This is a genomic window from Peribacillus sp. BM1, assembly GCF_056679975.1.
This window is the reverse complement of the sequence record NZ_CM155259.1, coordinates 3,193,067-3,212,251: the sequence shown is the minus strand read 5'-3', so window position 1 is coordinate 3,212,251 and position 19,185 is coordinate 3,193,067. Positions and strand designations below refer to the sequence as shown.

17 protein-coding genes are annotated in these 19,185 nt (G+C 37.4%); 12 read left to right on the top strand and 5 right to left on the bottom strand.

Annotated features, from left to right (window positions below):
* The first annotated feature begins 34 nt into the window (after window positions 1-34).
* The 4 genes from AC1MGI_RS15510 to AC1MGI_RS15495 all read left to right on the top strand — a co-directional run bounded on the left by AC1MGI_RS15510 (window position 35) and on the right by AC1MGI_RS15495 (window position 4,660).
* Window positions 35-517, top strand: coding sequence for a MarR family winged helix-turn-helix transcriptional regulator (locus AC1MGI_RS15510; protein ID WP_480346034.1), 483 nt, complete (start codon window positions 35-37; stop codon window positions 515-517).
* The gene (locus AC1MGI_RS15505) at window positions 514-2,238 is read left to right on the top strand and encodes an ABC transporter ATP-binding protein (protein WP_480346032.1); all 1,725 of its coding nucleotides are present in this window, start codon (window positions 514-516) and stop codon (window positions 2,236-2,238) included. The genes AC1MGI_RS15510 and AC1MGI_RS15505 overlap by 4 nt, the downstream gene beginning before the upstream one ends.
* Entirely contained in the window at window positions 2,235-4,094 is a 1,860-nt protein-coding gene (locus AC1MGI_RS15500) for an ABC transporter ATP-binding protein (protein WP_480346030.1), read from the top strand. The genes AC1MGI_RS15505 and AC1MGI_RS15500 overlap by 4 nt, the downstream gene beginning before the upstream one ends.
* Window positions 4,095-4,255: 161 nt before the next feature.
* Complete coding sequence (locus AC1MGI_RS15495; protein WP_480346029.1) at window positions 4,256-4,660, top strand: sensor histidine kinase; 405 nt, start codon at window positions 4,256-4,258, stop codon at window positions 4,658-4,660.
* Window positions 4,661-4,691: 31 nt separating this feature from the next.
* Here the strand turns inward: AC1MGI_RS15495 and AC1MGI_RS15490 are convergent, their stop codons facing one another.
* The 3 genes from AC1MGI_RS15490 to AC1MGI_RS15480 are packed head-to-tail and all read right to left on the bottom strand — an operon-like array spanning window position 4,692 to window position 6,946.
* Entirely contained in the window at window positions 4,692-5,738 is a 1,047-nt protein-coding gene (locus tag AC1MGI_RS15490; RefSeq protein WP_480346027.1) for an alpha/beta fold hydrolase, read from the bottom strand.
* Window positions 5,725-6,159: a hypothetical protein gene (locus AC1MGI_RS15485; protein ID WP_480346025.1), complete on the bottom strand. Its 435-nt coding sequence runs from the start codon at window positions 6,157-6,159 to the stop codon at window positions 5,725-5,727. The genes AC1MGI_RS15490 and AC1MGI_RS15485 overlap by 14 nt, the downstream gene beginning before the upstream one ends.
* Window positions 6,160-6,178: 19 nt before the next feature.
* Window positions 6,179-6,946, bottom strand: coding sequence for an SDR family oxidoreductase (locus AC1MGI_RS15480; protein WP_480346023.1), 768 nt, complete (start codon window positions 6,944-6,946; stop codon window positions 6,179-6,181).
* Between the two features lie 299 nt (window positions 6,947-7,245).
* On the opposite strand from AC1MGI_RS15480, the gene AC1MGI_RS15475 reads away from it, so the two are divergent.
* Together AC1MGI_RS15475 and AC1MGI_RS15470 are read left to right on the top strand one after the other, a co-directional pair.
* Window positions 7,246-7,638 (top strand): thiol-disulfide oxidoreductase DCC family protein, encoded by a 393-nt coding sequence (locus tag AC1MGI_RS15475; RefSeq protein ID WP_480346021.1) that lies wholly within the window; start codon window positions 7,246-7,248, stop codon window positions 7,636-7,638.
* A gap of 294 nt (window positions 7,639-7,932) precedes the next feature.
* The gene (locus AC1MGI_RS15470; protein WP_480346019.1) at window positions 7,933-10,053 is read left to right on the top strand and encodes an ATP-dependent Clp protease ATP-binding subunit; all 2,121 of its coding nucleotides are present in this window, start codon (window positions 7,933-7,935) and stop codon (window positions 10,051-10,053) included.
* Window positions 10,054-10,193: 140 nt separating this feature from the next.
* Here the strand turns inward: AC1MGI_RS15470 and AC1MGI_RS15465 are convergent, their stop codons facing one another.
* On the bottom strand, window positions 10,194-11,312 hold the full coding sequence (locus tag AC1MGI_RS15465) for an NAD(P)/FAD-dependent oxidoreductase (protein ID WP_480346017.1): 1,119 nt from the start codon (window positions 11,310-11,312) through the stop codon (window positions 10,194-10,196).
* Between the two features lie 147 nt (window positions 11,313-11,459).
* Here AC1MGI_RS15465 and AC1MGI_RS15460 point away from each other — a divergent pair, with 147 nt between their 5' ends.
* On the top strand, window positions 11,460-12,062 hold the full coding sequence (locus AC1MGI_RS15460; protein WP_480346016.1) for a branched-chain amino acid aminotransferase: 603 nt from the start codon (window positions 11,460-11,462) through the stop codon (window positions 12,060-12,062).
* Between the two features lie 104 nt (window positions 12,063-12,166).
* Here AC1MGI_RS15460 and AC1MGI_RS15455 read toward each other — a convergent pair whose 3' ends face one another.
* Window positions 12,167-12,811: a YczE/YyaS/YitT family protein gene (locus AC1MGI_RS15455; protein ID WP_480346015.1), complete on the bottom strand. Its 645-nt coding sequence runs from the start codon at window positions 12,809-12,811 to the stop codon at window positions 12,167-12,169.
* 302 nt (window positions 12,812-13,113) lie between these two features.
* Here AC1MGI_RS15455 and AC1MGI_RS15450 point away from each other — a divergent pair, with 302 nt between their 5' ends.
* The 5 genes from AC1MGI_RS15450 (at window position 13,114) to AC1MGI_RS15430 (ending at window position 19,185) form a co-directional block, all read left to right on the top strand.
* Complete coding sequence (locus AC1MGI_RS15450) at window positions 13,114-13,743, top strand: flavodoxin family protein (protein WP_480346014.1); 630 nt, start codon at window positions 13,114-13,116, stop codon at window positions 13,741-13,743.
* A gap of 50 nt (window positions 13,744-13,793) precedes the next feature.
* Window positions 13,794-14,759, top strand: coding sequence for an ABC transporter ATP-binding protein (locus AC1MGI_RS15445; RefSeq protein ID WP_480346013.1), 966 nt, complete (start codon window positions 13,794-13,796; stop codon window positions 14,757-14,759).
* On the top strand, window positions 14,752-16,275 hold the full coding sequence (gene opuFB / locus AC1MGI_RS15440) for an osmoprotectant update ABC transporter permease/substrate-binding subunit OpuFB (protein WP_480346012.1): 1,524 nt from the start codon (window positions 14,752-14,754) through the stop codon (window positions 16,273-16,275). Before AC1MGI_RS15445 ends, opuFB begins: the two co-directional genes overlap by 8 nt.
* A 176-nt stretch (window positions 16,276-16,451) precedes the next feature.
* The gene (locus AC1MGI_RS15435; protein ID WP_480346011.1) at window positions 16,452-17,093 is read left to right on the top strand and encodes a hypothetical protein; all 642 of its coding nucleotides are present in this window, start codon (window positions 16,452-16,454) and stop codon (window positions 17,091-17,093) included.
* Between the two features lie 886 nt (window positions 17,094-17,979).
* Window positions 17,980-19,185 (top strand): quaternary amine ABC transporter ATP-binding protein, encoded by a 1,206-nt coding sequence (locus AC1MGI_RS15430; protein WP_480346010.1) that lies wholly within the window; start codon window positions 17,980-17,982, stop codon window positions 19,183-19,185.

Below are 19,185 nucleotides of genomic sequence, written 5' to 3'. Positions count from 1 at the left end.
TGTTCATAAATACAAGGATATTGGTGGTGTAAGAATGGAAAGTGAAAATCAACAAATCATACGTTCAGTACAAGTCATGCGATCATTTTGGAACGTGCAAAAAAACGTCATGCGATTTGTTCAAAAAACAGCAATAGAGAATGGACTATCAGTGCCACAATATTCAGTCTTGATGAGCATTGCACCTCATAAGGAAATGACACAAAAGAATCTTGGTGAGTTAACCTTTCTTCCGAAAAGCACACTTAGTCAAGCGGTGGATGGACTTGTTCAAGCAGGTTGGCTGAGTCGTCAGCAAGTAGAAGGCAACCGAAGGGAGATGCAACTAACGCTAAATGACAAAGGAGAAACCTTTTTAAAAACGATCCATTTGCAAGAAGGTGGCATTCACCAAGTTTTCCAAGCTGCTACTGAAACGCTAACTGAAAAGCAGGTTGAAGAATTACTTAAAACGCATCTTCAAATTACAACCTATTTAGAAGCACAGGTAGCAGAACAAGGAGGGGGTACAAAATGATTAAAATCCTCAAAAATCTAACTGTATATAAGTGGATTGTATTAGCGGTTATCGGTCTAATCTTTATTCAATCCATGTCTGACCTCTTTTTACCTACACTAATGGCAGATATTATCGATAAAGGGGTCGTAGTAGGAGACACGCCTTATATTTGGAAAATTGGTGGATTCATGATGCTAGTAGCAGCACTAGGTGCTATTGCCTCTGTTTTTGCAAGTTACTATTCGGCAAAAGCTGCGATGGGACTTGGACGTGATCTTCGTCAGAAAGTCTTTAATAAAGTTGAACAATTTTCACTACAGGAATTTGATGAAATAGGAACGGCGTCACTAATAACACGGACAACTAATGATATTACACAAGTCCAACAAGTGGTTATTATGATGCTTCGTATGGTTGTCAGTGCACCGATTATGTTAGTCGGTGGAATCATTATGGCTGTATCGAAGGATGCTAAATTATCACTTGTTATTGTTGTTACAATGCCTGTATTGATTGGTTCGGTACTACTTATTCTCTATAAAGGGATGCCACTTTTTCAAATGGTGCAAAAACGGTTGGATCGGTTGAATCTTGTTGTACGAGAAAATTTAACTGGGATTCGTGTCATTCGTGCCTTTAATCGTGAAACAGAAGAGAAAGTACGTCTAAATAAAGCGAATAAAGAGTTGACTGATGTCTCGATTAAAGTAAATAAAATCATGGCGTTTATGATGCCTGTGATGATGCTCGTTATGAACTTGACTGTTGTTGCTATTATTTGGTTCGGCGGGATTCGTATAGATAACGGCGGCATGATGATTGGAGATTTGATGGCATATATCCAATATGTCATGCAAATTATGTTTGCTTTACTTATGGCATCTATGATGTTTATTATGGTTCCACGTGCTGCGGTATCAGCAAAACGAATTAACGAAGTACTTGACATGAAACCGGTCATTCTAGATGAAGGGACAAAAAAGGCGGATCTTGAACATGGTACTCTTGAATTTGATCAAGTGACATTTAGCTACCCGGGAGCAGAAGAACCTGCATTATCGAACATTAGTTTTAGCGCACGTCCTGGTGAGATTACCGCAATTATCGGGGGAACAGGTTCAGGGAAATCAACCCTTGTTAATTTGATTCCGCGCTTTTATGACATATCGAGTGGAACAATTCGCGTCAATGGTGTTGATATACGTGAAGTACCACAAGAAGAAGTTCGTTCGAAAATTGGTTTTGTGCCACAAAAAGCAGTCCTGTTTACAGGTACGATTGCTGATAATATTCGCTTTGGTAAAGAAAATGCAACACAGGATGAAATTGAACACGCAGCTCAGATTGCACAAGGGGCAGATTTTATTAGGCAAATGAAAGACGGCTATCAATCAAATGTCGAGCAAGGCGGATCGAACGTATCAGGTGGACAAAAACAACGTCTGGCGATTGCGAGGGCCCTTGTCAGAAAACCTGATCTTTATATTTTTGATGATAGCTTTTCTGCACTAGATTATAAGACTGATGCTAATCTTCGTGCGGCGCTTAAAAATGAAACAAAAGACGCAACAGTGTTACTCGTTGCTCAACGTGTTAGTACGGTCGTTGACGCAGATCAAATTATCGTGTTAGATAATGGGTACATCGCAGGCATAGGCACACATAAAGAGTTGCTTCAAACAAATGATGTATATCGTGAAATCGTCGAGTCACAGCTTTCAGAGGAGGAGATTGCATGAGTAAACATAAAAAACCTCAAGGTGGCGGACCAATGGGACATGGTCCAGGTGGCGGCAATATGATGATGATGGGACAAAAAGCAAAAGATTTTAAAGGAACGCTCAGACGTCTCTTAATGTATTTAAAACCGCGTCGCAATCAATTAATCGCTGTATTCTTTTTTGCAATCTTAAGTACAATCTTTATGATCGTTGGCCCGAAAATCATGGGGACGGCAATTACAGAATTGTTTGAAGGGGCATATAGAAAGTTTCAAGGAGTACCAGGAGCGTCCATTAACTTTGATAAAATTGGGCATATTCTTCTACTATTGGCGGGGTTGTATGTCATAAGTAGCCTGTTCAACTACGTACAGCAGTATATTATGTCTAGTGTTGCACAAAAAACAGTATATGATCTTAGAGAAGACGTCAATAAAAAGCTGGAAAAACTTCCGCTTAAATATTTTGATGGACGTCCGAACGGAGAAACGCTCAGCCGTGTGACCAATGACATTGATACTGTAGGAAGCACACTTCAGCAAAGTTTGACGCAGTTCATCACATCAATTGTTACGATTATTGGGATTATCATTATGATGCTGTCAATTAGTCCTGTTTTAACTTTAATAGCAATTGTTAGTTTACCGATTTCTATTTTTGCAATTCGACCTATATTAAAAAGATCTCAAAAATATTTTGCTACTCAACAGCGAACACTTGGTCAATTAAATGGGCATATTGAAGAAATGTATACTGGTCATCAAGTCGTTAAAGCATTTGGACACGAGAAAAAGGCTGGTGCCCAATTTAATACAGTAAATGAAGAATTGTATGAAGCGGGACGAAAAGCTCAGTTCATATCTGGTATTATCATGCCAGTAATGTTCTTCATCGGAAATCTGAGTTATGTCTTAATTAGTGTTGTCGGTGGAATTTTAGTGACGCAACGTGCGATTTCAATAGGTGATATTCAAGCATTTATCACCTATTCTCGTCAGTTCACACAGCCAATCACACAAACAGCAAATATCGCAAACATTATTCAATCAACGGTCGCAGCTGCTGAGCGTGTATTTGAATTACTTGATGAAAAAGAAGAAATCGAAGAAAGAACGACAGCTCATTTAACGAGAGCGCAAGGTGCTGTCACTTTTGAACATGTGGACTTCGGATATGCCGAAGACTTATTAATTAAAGATATGAACATTAATGTTTTACCTGGACAAACGGTCGCGATCGTCGGACCGACTGGTGCTGGAAAAACGACGATGATTAATCTTTTAATGCGCTTTTATGAACTAAATGGTGGGAAGATTAGTATTGATGGTTTGGATATAACGACTATGTCTCGAAACGATCTTCGAAAGTCCTTTGGCATGGTATTACAAGATACTTGGCTATTTAATGGTACGATTAAAGATAATATCGCTTATGGAAAAAGCGGTTCAACAGACAACGAAATATTCGCAGCTGCTCGTTCATCCCATGCAGATCACTTTATCCGGACACTTCCCGATGGATACGAGACAGTCTTAAACGAAGAAGCTTCGAACATCTCACAGGGACAAAAACAGCTTTTGACAATCGCAAGAGCGATCCTTGCAGACCCACCAATTATGATTCTTGATGAAGCAACATCGAGCGTAGATACGCGAACTGAAGTCTTTATTCAACAAGCAATGAACCGATTGATGGAAGGACGAACTAGTTTTGTTATCGCTCATCGTCTTTCAACAATTAAGGGTGCAGACTTAATTCTAGTTATGGATCAAGGGAAAGTGATTGAGCAAGGGACTCATGCAGAACTATTAGCGGAAAATGGCTTTTACGCAGATCTTTACAACAGTCAGTTCTCTGAAAAAGAAGTAGGATAGGTAAGAAAGGGCTCATTTCGAAAGCGGAAATGGGCCTTTTCTGATCAGAAGCAGATATTAAATTTTTTATGAATAAAATTGTAAAATGAACTAATCTATCCATAGATTATCCATTAAGAATAGAAACCGTAAATTTAAATAACTTGGTCCAAGAAGTGTTGATGGGTTTCTATGACCAGTTTACCAAACGAGATATAGAGCCAACCATTCATTTACCGGAACAAGAAGTTCGTATTATGGCTGATGAATCCGCTGTAAAAAGGGTGATTGAGAACCTTATCTTAAACGCTATAAAACATTCAACAGGTCATGTAACGATTAGTCTCGAAAAGATTCATTCAATTGCCATGTTGACAATCAGTAATGAAGCAAATCATTTAGATGAAGAGGATGTAGGTCTATTATTCAACAGATTTTATACAGCAGATCAACCACGGTCAGGGAATGGGACCGGTTTAGGCCTTTCAATCGCTAAAAGCCTCATGAATAATATGAACGGAAAGCTTTCTGCAGAATTGAAAGGGAATCAATTATTTATGACGTGTGAATGGATGCTAAAAGCGTAAAGAAGCCAGAAAAATTCTGGCTTCTCTTGTTTCAATGACGAATCGGGCCAGATCGCTCTGGTAGCCAATCTTTATAATAACTAGGAAGTGTTCCATCATAATGCATTTGGGCATGCCCATTTTCTAATAGATGTAATGTTTTATCAGGACTTGAAACGGCACCCATAATCGGATCAATCATCGCTTTAGGCACGAGTCGATCATTTTGACTTGCAATGACTAATAAATTCGCTTTAATTTTATTTAGTTTTGCTTTTTTTTCTCGGATTTTAAGTGTCCCTTTAATCAATTTGTTGCCAATTATGAAATCTTGGGACATTTGCTTTACTGCTCCAGCCGTTAGTGGAATATGATCATTTGTCCATGCATTGAAACGACGCCATCTTTTCACATATTCTTCATCATCTGCCCGATTTAATAAAGACAGCAAAGGAGAAATATAAACAGGGGAAGTCATAAGTCGCATACCTGACTTAACGGATTTTGCTGATACAATTTGAAATACATCCAAAATTTCATCAAAAGAGACGTTTCCATCACGTAATGCTTCAGTCCATTGATCAAATTGGGGTACTGGTGCAAAATCGATTGGAGTAACAGATAAGATTAAGTTTTTTACTGGTTCTTCTGCAATGGAAGCGTAGATGGCAGCCAGTGTACCCCCTATACAAGTACCCAGTAAGGAAATTTCCTCTGCACCAGAATGTCTAAGAACTCGCTGTACCCCTTTTTGAATATAATCCAATATATATTCATCTATCGAAATATTACCATCTTCAAATCCAGGGATCCCGAAATCTAATAAATAAATGTCATAGCCTTCTTTACCAAAAGCTGCTATCAAACTATTACCAGGACCCAAATCAAGGATATACGGCTGATTGATTAGAGAATATATGATAACAATTGGTACACTATATCGTTTTTTCTTAGCTGGATAATGCCATAATGTAGCTTTGTTTTTTTTCCATACGGCTACTCTTGGAGTTATCCCTATTTGTGGCATTTCTTGATTTCTGATGTCTAGGAAACTTTGCAATTTCGTTAATTTTTTTGGATCAGATTTACGCTTTGCCACGTAAATCCCCCATCTCATTTGGGGTATTTCCGGAAGTGAGATAAGTTTGTAACATCTTTTTTAGTCGTTTTTTTCTTTCAATAGTAGAGGTTGTATGATTTGCCAGGTTAATTGGAGTGTTTTTTTGAAAAAGGGCAGTCAAAGTTTCGTCTAATTTATCGAGTTTTTCTTCGAGTTGAACGGTCATTTTAGCGATATTGGCAATATCTCTTTTTGTAGGAAAATTAAGAGCGATGGACAATGTTTCTATATTGTCTTGGTTTCTTTTAATTTGCGGAGCAATTTGATTAGAGTATAAACTTGCAAGCTCGATGATTTCTTTTTTATTCAATGAATCTTGAATTTTCTTATTAATCTTTCGTTCTGCATTCGTTCCATGCTTCTTCAATTCATCATAAGCATCCCGTTTTTTAGCCATCATGATCTTCCTTTCATATAGTTTACACGAGTGCTGTAATTCCGCCATCGACAACCAATACATGACCAATCACATAATCAGATGCACTTGAGGCGAGGAATATGGCAGCGCCTTTTAAATCTTCTTGATTGCCGAAACGTCCTGCCGGCATGTTCCCGAGAATATCAACATTTGTTTGTTCAATAATTTTTTGTGTGATTTTTGTTGGAAAGAAACCCGGTGCAATCGCATTTACTTGAATCCCATGTCTTGCAAGTTTGACACCTAAGTCTTTCGTAAAGGTAATTACTGCTCCTTTACTTGTGTTATAAGCAATAGTGTCTAATAATTCAGGAGCAGTACCACCAAATCCGTTTACAGAGGCTATATTAATAATTTTTCCAGATTGCTGCTTGATCATGACTGCAGCGACCGCTTGTGAAAATAAGAAAGTACCTGTAACGTTAACGTCCATTACTTTTTTCCATTGATGTTCTTTAAGATCAAGCACAGGTGATACCCATGATGTACCGCTATTGTTCACTAAAATATCGATTGAACCAAATTTTGCAACAGTTTCACTCACGACATGATCGATATCAGCTTTTTTTGTAATATCACATTGAAAAGCAAGCACTTTGACACCCATTCTACTAAGCTCTTCTTTGGCAACCTCACACGCGGTAATGTCGCGGGAGGCAATTACGATATTGGCACCAGCTTCAGCTAAGGCACTCGCAATCTGTAATCCAAGACCGCGACCACCCCCTGTAATAATAGCTGATTTTCCAGTTAAATCGAATCGATTCATCTATAAACCCCCAATCCATTTGCCTTTCTTAATAGTATAGACAAGCAAACCCCAACGCGTGCGTAAAAATAATCATCTGCCCCCGCCAATTTTTTGTATAATATGAGGTCAGTGAATGACTTTACGCACTTAAAGACAGAAACACATATGTTGCAATATGAGTAGTGAAACGCTAATGTTAAAAAATAAGAAAGCTCAATATACATCAGTATAGTTCAAACAATTTTAAAAAATAGATAAATGAAAGAAACTTCTTAGATCCAAAACAAAATCGTATGTCGGCGATAGAAGGTGAGAAGATGAAGAGTATCGTTTTGTTTGATGGAGAATGTCATTTTTGTGATAAAAGTGTGCAGTTCATCGTCAAACGTGATCCGAAAGGGCATTACAATTTCGCATCACTCCAAAGTGAAATAGGAAAAAATCTGTTAAAAAAGTACAAACTTGATTCAAACATGGAAAGCTTTGTCCTTATAGAACATAATAGAGCTTATGAAAAGTCCACCGCTGCACTAAAGATCACCAAAAACTTAAGCTGGGGCTGGAAATTTCTTTACCCATTAATTCTTATTCCTGTACCACTTAGAGATTGGGTATATGAGATTATCGCGAAAAATAGATATAAATGGTTCGGAAAAAAAGATCAATGTGTAATTCCGTCTCCAGAAATTAGAGAACGATTTTTAGATTAAGGGGAAGGGGAAAAACCAGGTTAGTCGTGAACTGCCCTCCAATTGTTAGATGTGATCTAACAATTGGAGGGCAGTTTTTTATGGCAAAATTTACACTAGAATAGAAAATGGATGCTGTAGAATGATATCGAAACGGAAATGAAAATGTGATAGAAATTCTCAATATTTTAGAGTTCTTTTTTCAAATCTAATCATTCATTTAAGCAAAAATCTTGAAAGTCAAAGAAGGTCAAGGTATAATAAGGTCAAAGATAGTCAAAGTTGAAATTCGAAACATTTAAGGAGGAGTACAGTATGTACTGTGAAATTTGTCAAGATAAACAAGCTAATATTCAAGTTCATATGGTTGTCAATGGTCAGCAGCATGATGTGAAATTGTGCTCCACTTGTTATAAAAAAGAATCAAGTAAATTATCAGCGATGAATGGGGAAATGCCTCCGTTCAACCCAGATTTCTTTAAAGCATTCAATCAACACGCAAATCATATAGATGGTCATCATCAAGCTAAGAAACAAACGGAACATAAAGGTGGAGGATTACTGGACGAATATGGTCGAAACTTAACGGATGCAGCAAAAGCTGGTCTTATTGATCCAGTCATCGGTAGGGAAGAAGAAGTGAAACGTGTTATTGAAATATTAAACCGCCGGAATAAGAACAACCCTGTATTGATCGGGGAACCAGGAGTTGGTAAAACGGCGATTGCAGAAGGATTGGCTTTGAAAATTGTAGAAGGGGATGTTCCGGTAAAATTACGAACGAAAGAAGTGTATATGCTTGATGTTGCTTCGCTTGTAGCCAACACTGGAATACGTGGACAATTCGAAGAGCGCATGAAACAGCTAATTTCTGAATTACAGAATAGAAAAAATGTCATCTTATTTATTGATGAAATTCACCAACTTGTCGGTGCAGGCTCTGCAGAAGGCTCTATGGATGCTGGTAATATACTAAAACCAACTCTAGCACGCGGAGAACTTCAACTTGTCGGTGCGACAACTCTATCTGAATATCGAAAGATCGAGAAAGATGGAGCTCTTGAACGTCGTTTTCAACCTGTAACTGTAAACGAACCTAGTATTGCTGATGCTATAACGATTTTACAAGGTCTAAAACCAAACTATGAAAACTATCATGAGGTTGAATACAGTGAAGAAGCGCTTAAAGTAGCGGTTACGCTATCACATCGTTATATTCAAGACCGTTTTCTTCCAGATAAAGCGATCGATTTAATGGATGAAGCAGGTTCAAAATTGAACTTAAAGATAGAAGCAAAGGATCAAAAGCATATTCAAGCCCGTTTGGCAGAAATTTTCCAAGAAAAAGAACAAGCACTTAAAGAGGAAAATTATGAGCATGCTGCTAAATTACGTGACGAGGAAGGAAAATTAGACAAGCTCCTACAAAGTGAAAATCCGGAGAGACCAATTGTCACAGTAGAGGACATTCAAGCCATTATTGAGCAAAAAACCGGTATTCCTGTCGGCAAATTACAGGAAGATGAACAGCAGAAAATGTTACATTTGCAAGAAGAACTAGCGAAGAAAGTCATTGGTCAGGAAGAAGCTGTGAAAAAAGTGGCCAAAGCAATCCGAAGAAGCCGTGCTGGATTGAAGTCAAAAACACGTCCGATTGGATCCTTCCTTTTTGTAGGACCTACTGGTGTTGGAAAAACCGAATTATCAAAATCACTAGCATACGAGTTATTTGGCACTAAAGATGCGATGATTCGATTAGATATGAGCGAATACATGGAAAAACATAGTGTATCAAAACTAATTGGTTCACCTCCAGGTTATGTAGGGCATGAAGAGGCTGGACAATTGACCGAAAAAGTTCGTCGTAAACCGTATAGCATCCTTCTTCTTGATGAAATTGAAAAAGCTCATCCTGATGTGATGCATATGTTTTTACAAATCTTAGAAGATGGACGCCTAACGGATAGTCAAGGGCGAACCGTTAACTTTAAAGATACAGTCATAATCATGACAAGTAACGCGGGTGTTAGTGAAACACGAAATGTCATGGGCTTTGGAACTGGTACTGCTCTTGAGGAAGCAAGTATCCTTCAATCACTCGGTAGCTTCTTTAAACCTGAATTCTTAAACCGTTTCGACAGCATTATTGAATTCGCAGTACTGAAAAAAGATAATCTATTGCAAATTGTCGACTTACTGTTACAGGAACTGTATGAAACCATTTCAGAACAAGATCTTTCAATAGAAGTGACAGAGGAAGCGAAAGAAAAACTAGTTAATCTTGGATATCATCCAGCTTTCGGGGCTCGACCTCTTCGCAGAATGATTCAAGAACAATTGGAAGATGGAATTGCAGACTTAATTTTTGAACAACCTGAAATACGAAACTTTAAGGCGATAGTAGAAGATAATCAACTGAAAATTGTAGCAAAATAAACAATGAACGAGGATGTCCCAAAGGATCAGACCCCACATCTACTAGATATCGCTTATATAATGTGTAAAAGACATAATAAGCGGTTATAGAGTGTGAGGTTAGATCCTTTTGGGACAACCTCGTTTTTGAGTTCAAAAAATCAGTCTTCTATTGCACCCTTCACATTGTAAAGCTCTAATTCAATATCCAATGGTAAATCGAGTGCGAGCTTGGCCAATTGCAATCCGATATAAGGCCCCATCGTCAGTCCTGAAGCTCCTAGTCCGTTTGCGACTACTAGTCCATCCCAACCTGGCATCGGTCCAATAATTGGAAGGAATCCAGGTGTAAACGGACGAAAACCGACCCGTGCTTCTAAAAACGTACTATCCGATAGACCAGGTGCAATATCCAGTGCCTTGTCCATCACGTCTTTCAAGCCGCTTACCGTCAAGCGCGTATCATACATCACTGTGTTTTCATGTGTAGCACCCACCACAATTTTCTGATTATCAAATGCGAGCATATATTGATCATTCGGTGGCATAACGACCGGCCAAGCGCTTGTTTCTGTTTCTGGCAGTTCTAAATGAACAATTTGAGCTTTTTGGAAGCTTACTTGAAAGCGAATCCCTAGAGGCTCTAACAATTGATTGGCCCATGCACCAGCACAGACAATCACTTTATTTGCTACCATATTCTCACCATTTACTTGAACTCCAATAACTTGCTTTCCTTCAAATTGAAGAACAGCATCTCCAGAAATAAGTTGCGCTCCATTTTTTTTTGCCGCCCGAAGTAATGAATCTCGAAGTGAACGTCCATCTACTCGAGCCGCTCCACTGACATGTAGAGAAGCATATTCCTCAGATAGCGGAGGAAAACGATGATTTGTTTCAATTTCAGACAGTTTAATGACTTCGCCGATTTCTGGTGCATCCTCTTTTCTTGTTAATGCACGTTTTTCCATGGCATTAATTTTTTCTTCATCCTTATGTATACTAATAGCTCCAACGCGTGCATAACCGGTTTCTGTTTCACCGTCTTTTGTTAGGTCGTCAATTAATTCAGGATAGAAACGCGCTCCTGACTTCGCGAGCTGATACCATGCTTGATTGCGGCGTTGCGATAGCCAAGGACAAACAATTCCTGCAGCCGCATCTGTTGCTTGACCACGATCTTTGCGATCGACAATGATTACTTCCGCACCCATTTTTACCAGTTGATAAGCGGTCGATGCACCTAGAATTCCAGCTCCAACAATTATAAATCTTTGCATATAAACCATCCTTTTTTTACAAATTCAATATTATTATATACCTATTAGTTGGAATCCTACAGTTTGAGTCGAAAATCATTCCGTTTCTCGTGTAAAGTATTGTATAATCAGTTGCAAGGTTACAGCGATACGAGGAGGATTACCATTTTGATAAAAAACAAATTAGAACAATATATAGCGGCAGAATTAAGCAAGGGTGATACAAAGAAGATTGAATTATACAAGGAAGAAAAAGAGTATGCTAAAACACATCAATTAATTGATCCAAATATAATTCAAGTAGAAGAGAAGAATGCTGATTTGCGTTTTAATGATGTTTATATTGAAAGAAGCGATAAAGAAACAGAAGATCTCATTGCAGAAGAAAACCATTCTTTTTTAAATCAAACTATTGATTATCTGAAAATAAATCGGAATGAATTTATGTATGTTGATTCCGCTTCGTTCGATCTCATTGGGGTTGAATCCGTTTCACTTGAACTTGATGATGTTTTTGGTACATACGATGTAATGCTTGGTTTAAAGCAACAGAAAAAAATGGGTCCAGTAATTAAAAATTTATTGGAAAAACATCTTGGTGATTCCAAGTCTTTTGATTTATTATTCAACCAAGGAGAAGGTATGTGGGATCTGAATTTTTCATTAAATCATTTGTCAGGTTTTAAAGAGTCACTATCTATTGAGAAAGCACTCCAACTTATATACCATTTCTTATTTACATTAGTAGCAGAAGTCGAATTGGCAAAGTAAAAGAAAGATTGGCCATATGGAAAGAGAGGGATGTGTTGATACACTTTTGGTTTTCCATCCCCATTAAATATGAAAAAACAGCCTTAAAGGCTGTTTTTTCATATTTAAAAAGGTAGGTCAACTTGTTCTTTCTGTTTTTTATCTAAGGTATCAATAAATGTGCGAATTGTTTTCATTGAATACTGAAATACAGGACTTTGAATAAACGTATAAATAAATGTCATTACAAACACTGGTCCACCTAGAATAAACCCAATAATCAAAACTAAAGTTTCTACAACAATCCTTGCACGACTTACCGACAAGCCAGTTTTATCAGACACCGAAAGCATAAATCCATCCCGCGGGCCTGCTCCAAACCTGCAAGCTACATACATCCCCCCACCAATTCCGGTGATTGTAACACCAGACACTAGAATTAGCAGATTCAACCACAAATACTCAGTTGCATGGGGAAGAATATCAAGCCATAAGAAGAAATCCATGATTGGTCCAATAAGTAATGCATTAAAAAATGTACCGACACTAATATATCTTCTATCAACAAGAAAAACAACAAGTACCAGCATAAGACCACAAATTACATTCCACGTTCCAATCGTCAAGCCGAACCGTTGAAACATGGCAACATTAAGTACTTCCCATGGGTGCAAGCCGAGAAACTTGACATTGACCGCAATCGCATTCCCCAATCCAAATAATGTTAAGCCTAGAAAAAAAATAAAATAGCGGAAAAGCCGCAAACCCATTACCTCACCTCTGACTTGTATATATATCCATTTACTTTAAAACATCAGAAGGAAAAGAACAAGTGATTTACAAACTAACATTTGAAATATACAAATAATTGAATTGAATTAAAAATTAACCAAGCCAAATACATGATTGAAAAACCACACTTAGTGTTTATTACTCTTTCTGTAAGATTAAATCTTGTAGCAGTATATATCTAGATAAGATGTGAATTATCGATAGTCTTTATCTAAAGGTTTACCTTAGAATACGTTGGGGAAATAGGGAAGTAACATATACTTAAGGGGTTGGAATGTTCATGACACTTAAAGCACTTGTACTTAATTGTACATTGAAAAAAAGCTCGGAAAAATCAAATACACTCGCACTGGTAAAAGAAGTGACTACCTATTTCAATGGTAAAGATATTGAAACGGAAATCTTAACACTGGCTGATTTTAAGATTGGCTATGGTATTACACATGAAGCGATTGATGCCGATGACCAATGGCCAGAGATTTTCGAAAAAGTAAAGTTGGCAGATATCTTAATTATCGCGTCACCAATATGGCTTGGAGAACAAAGTAGTGTTGCAACGATAGCAATTGAAAGATTATATGGGGGAAGTAGTTTAACAAATGATAAAGGACAATATCTTTATTATAATAAAGTAGGTGGAGTGATTGTAACCGGAAATGAAGATGGTGCTAAGCATGTTTCTAGATCGATTATTTACTCTCTGTCCCATATAGGTTTTACAATTCCACCCAATGTTGACACTTATTGGGTAGGTGAAGCAGGCCCAGGACCATCATTCATCGAAGCTAATGGAAATCAAAATAAATTTACGAAACAGCATGCGAGAATCATGGCTTATAATCTTTACCATTTTGCCAATCTGTTAAAAGAACACCCGATTCCTATTGAAGGGAATGTGATTGAAGAATAAGGTTTTTAAAAATTTAAAGAGCAGAACAAGCACAAAAAAGGAGCCATACGATGATTCAATTTTTAAATGTAACAAAGGCGTTTCCAGACGGAACACTCGCGGTCGATAACCTTAACCTAACCATAAAGGAGGGGGAGTTTTTTGTATTAATTGGCCCGAGCGGCTGTGGGAAAACTACGACATTGAAGATGATGAATCGATTAATTGATTGTACGAAAGGAACGATTACGATTAGAAACAAGGAAATAACGAAGTATGATGTGAATGAACTTCGTTGGAATATCGGATATGTATTACAACAGATTGCCCTTTTTCCACATTTGACGAATGGAGAAAACATTGCCATTGTACCAGAATTAAAAAAGTGGGGAAAAGTAAAAATTCAAAATCGTGTGGATGAATTATTAAACATGATTGGGTTAGATCCTAATGTATATCGTAATCGTAAACCTCAGGAATTATCAGGCGGGCAACAGCAGCGGATTGGTGTCGCCCGAGCTTTGGCCGCAGATCCCAAAATCATACTTATGGATGAGCCATTTAGTGCCCTCGATCCGATAAGTAGGGAAAAGCTTCAGGATGATATCATTAATCTGCAAAGAAAGATTAAGAAAACCATCGTTTTTGTTACTCATGATATGAATGAAGCCCTTAAGCTTGGTGACCGGATTTGTGTGATGAAAGAAGGCAAAGCGATTCAAATTGCGACACCAGAAGAACTTATCAATAATCCTGTCAATCGTTTTGTAAGTAATTTCGTCGGCTCACGTAATGAACGAACAATGGAAAACATTAATCTTGAAAAAATCGCGTCTCTTCCATTTGATGGAGTTTCTACAAGCCTAGAAGACGCCATCTCCGTAGATTATTCTTTACAAGATATACTTGCTCGGTTAATCGCTAACGAACAATTGCCTGTAAAGAAGGATGGAGAGATAATTGGCATGATAAACAGGCAAATTATCATTGAATATTTGGCAGATAAAATGGGAGAAAGAGGACAACGCCATGAATAGGTTCACAGATGTTTTTAGCGAGAGGAAGGGACAGCTATATCACGCACTTGTTGAACATATGCAAATTTCGTTTATTGCCCTCTTTTTTTCTGCCTTAATAGCTATACCTCTTGGGATCTACTTGACAAAAAAGCAAAAACAAGCAGAAGCGATTATTGGTATATCAGCTGTTCTCCAAACGATACCATCTCTTGCACTACTAGGACTGTTAATTCCACTGTTTGGAATCGGCAAAGTACCTGCGATTATTGCCCTTATTGTTTATGCACTGCTTCCGATTATAAGAAATACATATACGGGAATTAAAGAAGTTGATTATTCATTACTTGAAGCGGCAAGTGGAATGGGAATGAATAGTTGGCAGCGGTTAATAAAAGTGGAACTTCCACTGGCACTGCCTGTTATAACGGCAGGAATCCGAACAGCAATGGTATTAATTATTGGGACAGCTACACTTGCAGCACTCATCGGAGCAGGTGGTCTTGGCGAAATTATTTTGCTTGGGATCGACCGAAATAATATGATTCTCATTATTTTGGGTGCTGTTCCTGCAGCACTGCTGGCGATTTTTTTCGATGTCCTACTACGAAAGGTTGAACATCTATCATTCAAAAAAACGGTTACTGCAGTTGGAGCGATTATTGTTGCGTTTTTCTTACTAACGATTGCACCATTAGCATTTCAAGATAAAGAACAGACGAAAACAATTGTGATTGCCGGGAAACTGGGTGCAGAGCCAGAGATTTTAATTAATATGTATAAGTTGCTAATCGAAAATGAGACAGATTTACATGTAGAATTACAACCCGGCCTAGGGAAAACGTCTTTTGTCTTCAATGCTTTAAAATCAGGCAGCATTGACATATATCCTGAATTTACTGGTACAGCTATTTCCGAGTTTTTGAAAGAAACGGCAGTTAGTACAGATCGGACAGAAGTATACAAGCAAGCGAAAAAAGGATTGAGTGAATCGTTTGATATGGAATTGTTGAAACCGATGAGCTATAACAACACCTATACTCTGGCTGTGCCTAAGAAAACCGCAGATACATATAAACTTGCCAACATTTCTGACTTGAAGGATGTGCAGCAGCAAATCAATGCAGGTTTCACTTTAGAATTTGCAGACAGGGAAGATGGCTATCTTGGGATACAAAATTTGTATGGCACCACATTTGAAAATTTAGTTACTATGGAACCAAAACTTCGATACGCTGCGATCGAAAAAGGGGATATCAATCTTGTAGATGCTTATTCAACAGATAGCGAGTTAAAACAATATCAGCTCATCGTTTTAGAAGATGACCAACATTTATTCCCACCTTATCAAGGTGCTCCGTTATTAAGAAAAAAAACAGTGACAGAATATCCTGAAGTTGTCAAAGCGTTAAATAAGCTTGCCGGGAAAATCAGCGATGCCCAAATGCGAGACATGAATTATAAAGTAAACGTAAATGGCATAGCTCCTCAACTAATAGCAAAGGAATATTTGAATAAACATGGTTTGCTTAAGTGAATTTTTTAGAATGGACCTTCTTTTTAATAAGATTGAAGGTCTCTTTTTCTTAAACAATTGTACGTAACTGATGGAATTAGAATTTAATTATTTAAGATAAGATTTCAGGAAAAATATTGTCCATATTTTCAGAATTGTGATACAATAATGTTAAACATATAAGGGAGGTAATTTAAATGTCCGAAAATCACGAAATATCAATTTCTGATTTTGAAAGCGCTGTCAATGGTGTGGTTAATAAAATGGAAGAAGTTAGAATAAGATTTAAAAGAGCAGCTGTTCCATATGTAAAAGAGTGGATAGGAAATACAGCCAGAAATGAAATTAAAGAAAATGCAGAATTAGCAGAAAAAATTGGAGAAGAAAGACTCAAAGAATTAAAGTCTGAAGTTAACGCTTTAATTGAAAATGCTGATAGTTTAGTTGATGAACATCTCGATAATCAAACTATTTGGTGGCATTTAGATGATCAGCAGGATAGATCATATTATGAAAATAACAGAATCCCTGATGATATTGAAAAAGCAATTAAATATATATTTGGGCAATTAGGAGTTGTTCTTTCCAAAGATGGATTTATAAATGTTTCATCTGCTATCGGGCAGCATAAATATAAAGCGTGGATCGAAAGTGGAAATAAATATCTGGATGAGAAACCGATATTCCCGTATGCAATAGTTATCCCCCAAGACATGAAATCTATTTTTATTGAATACCAAACACTGATAAAATCAGCACAAGAAAAAATAAAAACAATTGAAACGCTGAAAAAAGAACAAAAACAAACAAAAGTTGCAGCTCTTTGGGATTCACTTTAAAGATATTTAATAAAAAACTACATAGGTAGTGTATAAATGTAGTGTATAAAAAAATATAAAGTGAAACCTCCATCGGGCTTTTACGGGCAGTTATCTCCCACCTACGCTTCTTTGATTCCTCTAAGCCTTGAGGCTAGGGAAATACTGCCCGTTAATGCGAGATAAATAACTAATAGTCTATTGAATATGAAAAATTTAGAAACAGCACATTTAAGGTGTTGTTTTTTCTTTTACAGAAGTCTTTTTGATTGGTTTTAGGTCTTGTTTTATACAAAATATAAGTATTTTTTAATTTCCGACCCTCTTCGTTTGAATCTTTATTCACTTTTTGTTAAGGTAAACAAGTACTTCCGGGTTACACAATTAGTAAATTATGGACTAAGTAAAACCTTGGGAGTAAAAATAACCATTATATATCAGTTGATGTATGCTGTATCTGCTAGTTTCCTCAATTGTGATTGTACCTCTTTTCCCTACTCGAAATGCTCATTTAATCACAAACTTACTTAAAGCAAAAATTGCTTACGGGAATCTTTTTTTCAATTTTGGTGTCTAGCGCAAGCAGCTGACCTCTCGAGTCGCGTCAAGCAAAGCCTTGACGGCAAGCACAGGATCCCCTGAGTTCGTCATTCCAAAAGACGCGGTATTCCTTATTCGAAATATTAATCGAAACATGTGGGTCAGAACGAAGGAGACATAAGGAGGTGGCACTTAGCGCTTCTTCTATTATCTCGTGTGTGCTGACTTCGACGTCTGAATGGATGTAGCAATTCCTAGTCGAAGTTTCATATAGGCGCTTGCACGTTTTATGATTAATCATCATAAAACGAGAAAAATTCGGCAAAACTGAATACGATATGGGCAACTATTAGAATGAGGTGACTTGATGAATCCGTATGTAGAAGTCAGGAATGTCTCGAAAATATTTGGAAAATCTCCAAAAGCAGCCATTGATTTATTGAAGCAAGGCAAATCAAAAAAGGAAATTTTGAAAGAAACAGGTCAAACTGTCGGGGTTAATAATATTAATTTCGAAATTTACCCCGGTGAAATTTTCGTTATTATGGGGTTATCAGGAAGTGGGAAATCCACTCTAATTCGCATGTTTAATCGATTGATTGATCCAACAATTGGAGAAATCTTGATTGAAAATGAAGATATTGTGAAGATGAACGCAAATCGATTAAGAGAAGTAAGGCAAAAGAAAATAAGCATGGTCTTTCAAAATTTTGCACTATTTCCTCATAAAACGATTTTGGAAAACACCGAATATGGGCTCGAAATTCAAAAAGTAGATCCCAATGTTCGTAAAGAAAAGGCGATGAATGCGCTTGAAGTCGTTGGCTTAAAAGGGTATGAAAACCAGCTTCCATCACAGCTTAGTGGTGGAATGCAACAAAGGGTAGGTCTTGCACGGGCACTCGCTAGCGACACAGATGTCTTATTGATGGATGAAGCTTTTAGTGCACTCGATCCATTAATTCGTAAAGACATGCAAGATGAATTACTCGAGATACAAGAGCAATACAAAAAAACGATTATTTTTATTACTCATGACCTTGATGAAGCGTTAAGAATAGGTGACAGAATTGCCTTGATGAAAGATGGCAGTGTCATTCAGTTAGGCACACCTGAACAAATAATGATGAATCCTGCAAATGAATTTGTTGAAAAATTTGTTGAAGATGTGGACTTATCCAAAGTATTAACGGCATCACATGTTATGAAACGTCCAGAGAAAATCGGTGTAGACCGAGGACCAAGGGTTGCACTGGAAATTATGCGAAAACAAGGATATTCCAGCATATTTGTTGTGGATCGTAAGCAGAAGCTATTAGGGGCGTTGACTGCCGAAGAAGCACGTCAGGCAATTGATCAGAATCAATCCATTTCTGAAGTGATGACAACTGATATCCCAACCGTTACAGAAGATGCATTACTTGTAGATCTTATGGACGTGATGGCAACCTCAAGTCTGCCGATATCGGTCATAGATGCAGAGAATAGAATTAAAGGAATTATTATTCGTGGAGCTGTAATAGGTGCTTTAGCGGGTAATAAAGATTCTTTGAACGAGATGGAGAGTGATTGA

What these genes read in the sequence shown, in the direction of transcription:
- AC1MGI_RS15510 (WP_480346034.1), top strand. Translation starts at nt 35, where the DNA reads ATGGAAAGTGAAAATCAACAAATCATACGTTCAGTACAAGTCATGCGA.
- AC1MGI_RS15505 (WP_480346032.1), top strand. Translation starts at nt 514, where the DNA reads ATGATTAAAATCCTCAAAAATCTAACTGTATATAAGTGGATTGTATTA.
- AC1MGI_RS15500 (WP_480346030.1), top strand. Translation starts at nt 2,235, where the DNA reads ATGAGTAAACATAAAAAACCTCAAGGTGGCGGACCAATGGGACATGGT.
- AC1MGI_RS15495 (WP_480346029.1), top strand. Translation starts at nt 4,256, where the DNA reads ATGGGTTTCTATGACCAGTTTACCAAACGAGATATAGAGCCAACCATT.
- AC1MGI_RS15485 (WP_480346025.1), bottom strand. Translation starts at nt 6,159, where the DNA reads ATGATGGCTAAAAAACGGGATGCTTATGATGAATTGAAGAAGCATGGA.
- AC1MGI_RS15480 (WP_480346023.1), bottom strand. Translation starts at nt 6,946, where the DNA reads ATGAATCGATTCGATTTAACTGGAAAATCAGCTATTATTACAGGGGGT.
- AC1MGI_RS15475 (WP_480346021.1), top strand. Translation starts at nt 7,246, where the DNA reads ATGAAGAGTATCGTTTTGTTTGATGGAGAATGTCATTTTTGTGATAAA.
- AC1MGI_RS15470 (WP_480346019.1), top strand. Translation starts at nt 7,933, where the DNA reads ATGTACTGTGAAATTTGTCAAGATAAACAAGCTAATATTCAAGTTCAT.
- AC1MGI_RS15465 (WP_480346017.1), bottom strand. Translation starts at nt 11,312, where the DNA reads ATGCAAAGATTTATAATTGTTGGAGCTGGAATTCTAGGTGCATCGACC.
- AC1MGI_RS15455 (WP_480346015.1), bottom strand. Translation starts at nt 12,811, where the DNA reads ATGGGTTTGCGGCTTTTCCGCTATTTTATTTTTTTTCTAGGCTTAACA.
- AC1MGI_RS15450 (WP_480346014.1), top strand. Translation starts at nt 13,114, where the DNA reads ATGACACTTAAAGCACTTGTACTTAATTGTACATTGAAAAAAAGCTCG.
- AC1MGI_RS15445 (WP_480346013.1), top strand. Translation starts at nt 13,794, where the DNA reads ATGATTCAATTTTTAAATGTAACAAAGGCGTTTCCAGACGGAACACTC.
- opuFB (WP_480346012.1), top strand. Translation starts at nt 14,752, where the DNA reads ATGAATAGGTTCACAGATGTTTTTAGCGAGAGGAAGGGACAGCTATAT.
- AC1MGI_RS15435 (WP_480346011.1), top strand. Translation starts at nt 16,452, where the DNA reads ATGTCCGAAAATCACGAAATATCAATTTCTGATTTTGAAAGCGCTGTC.
- AC1MGI_RS15430 (WP_480346010.1), top strand. Translation starts at nt 17,980, where the DNA reads ATGAATCCGTATGTAGAAGTCAGGAATGTCTCGAAAATATTTGGAAAA.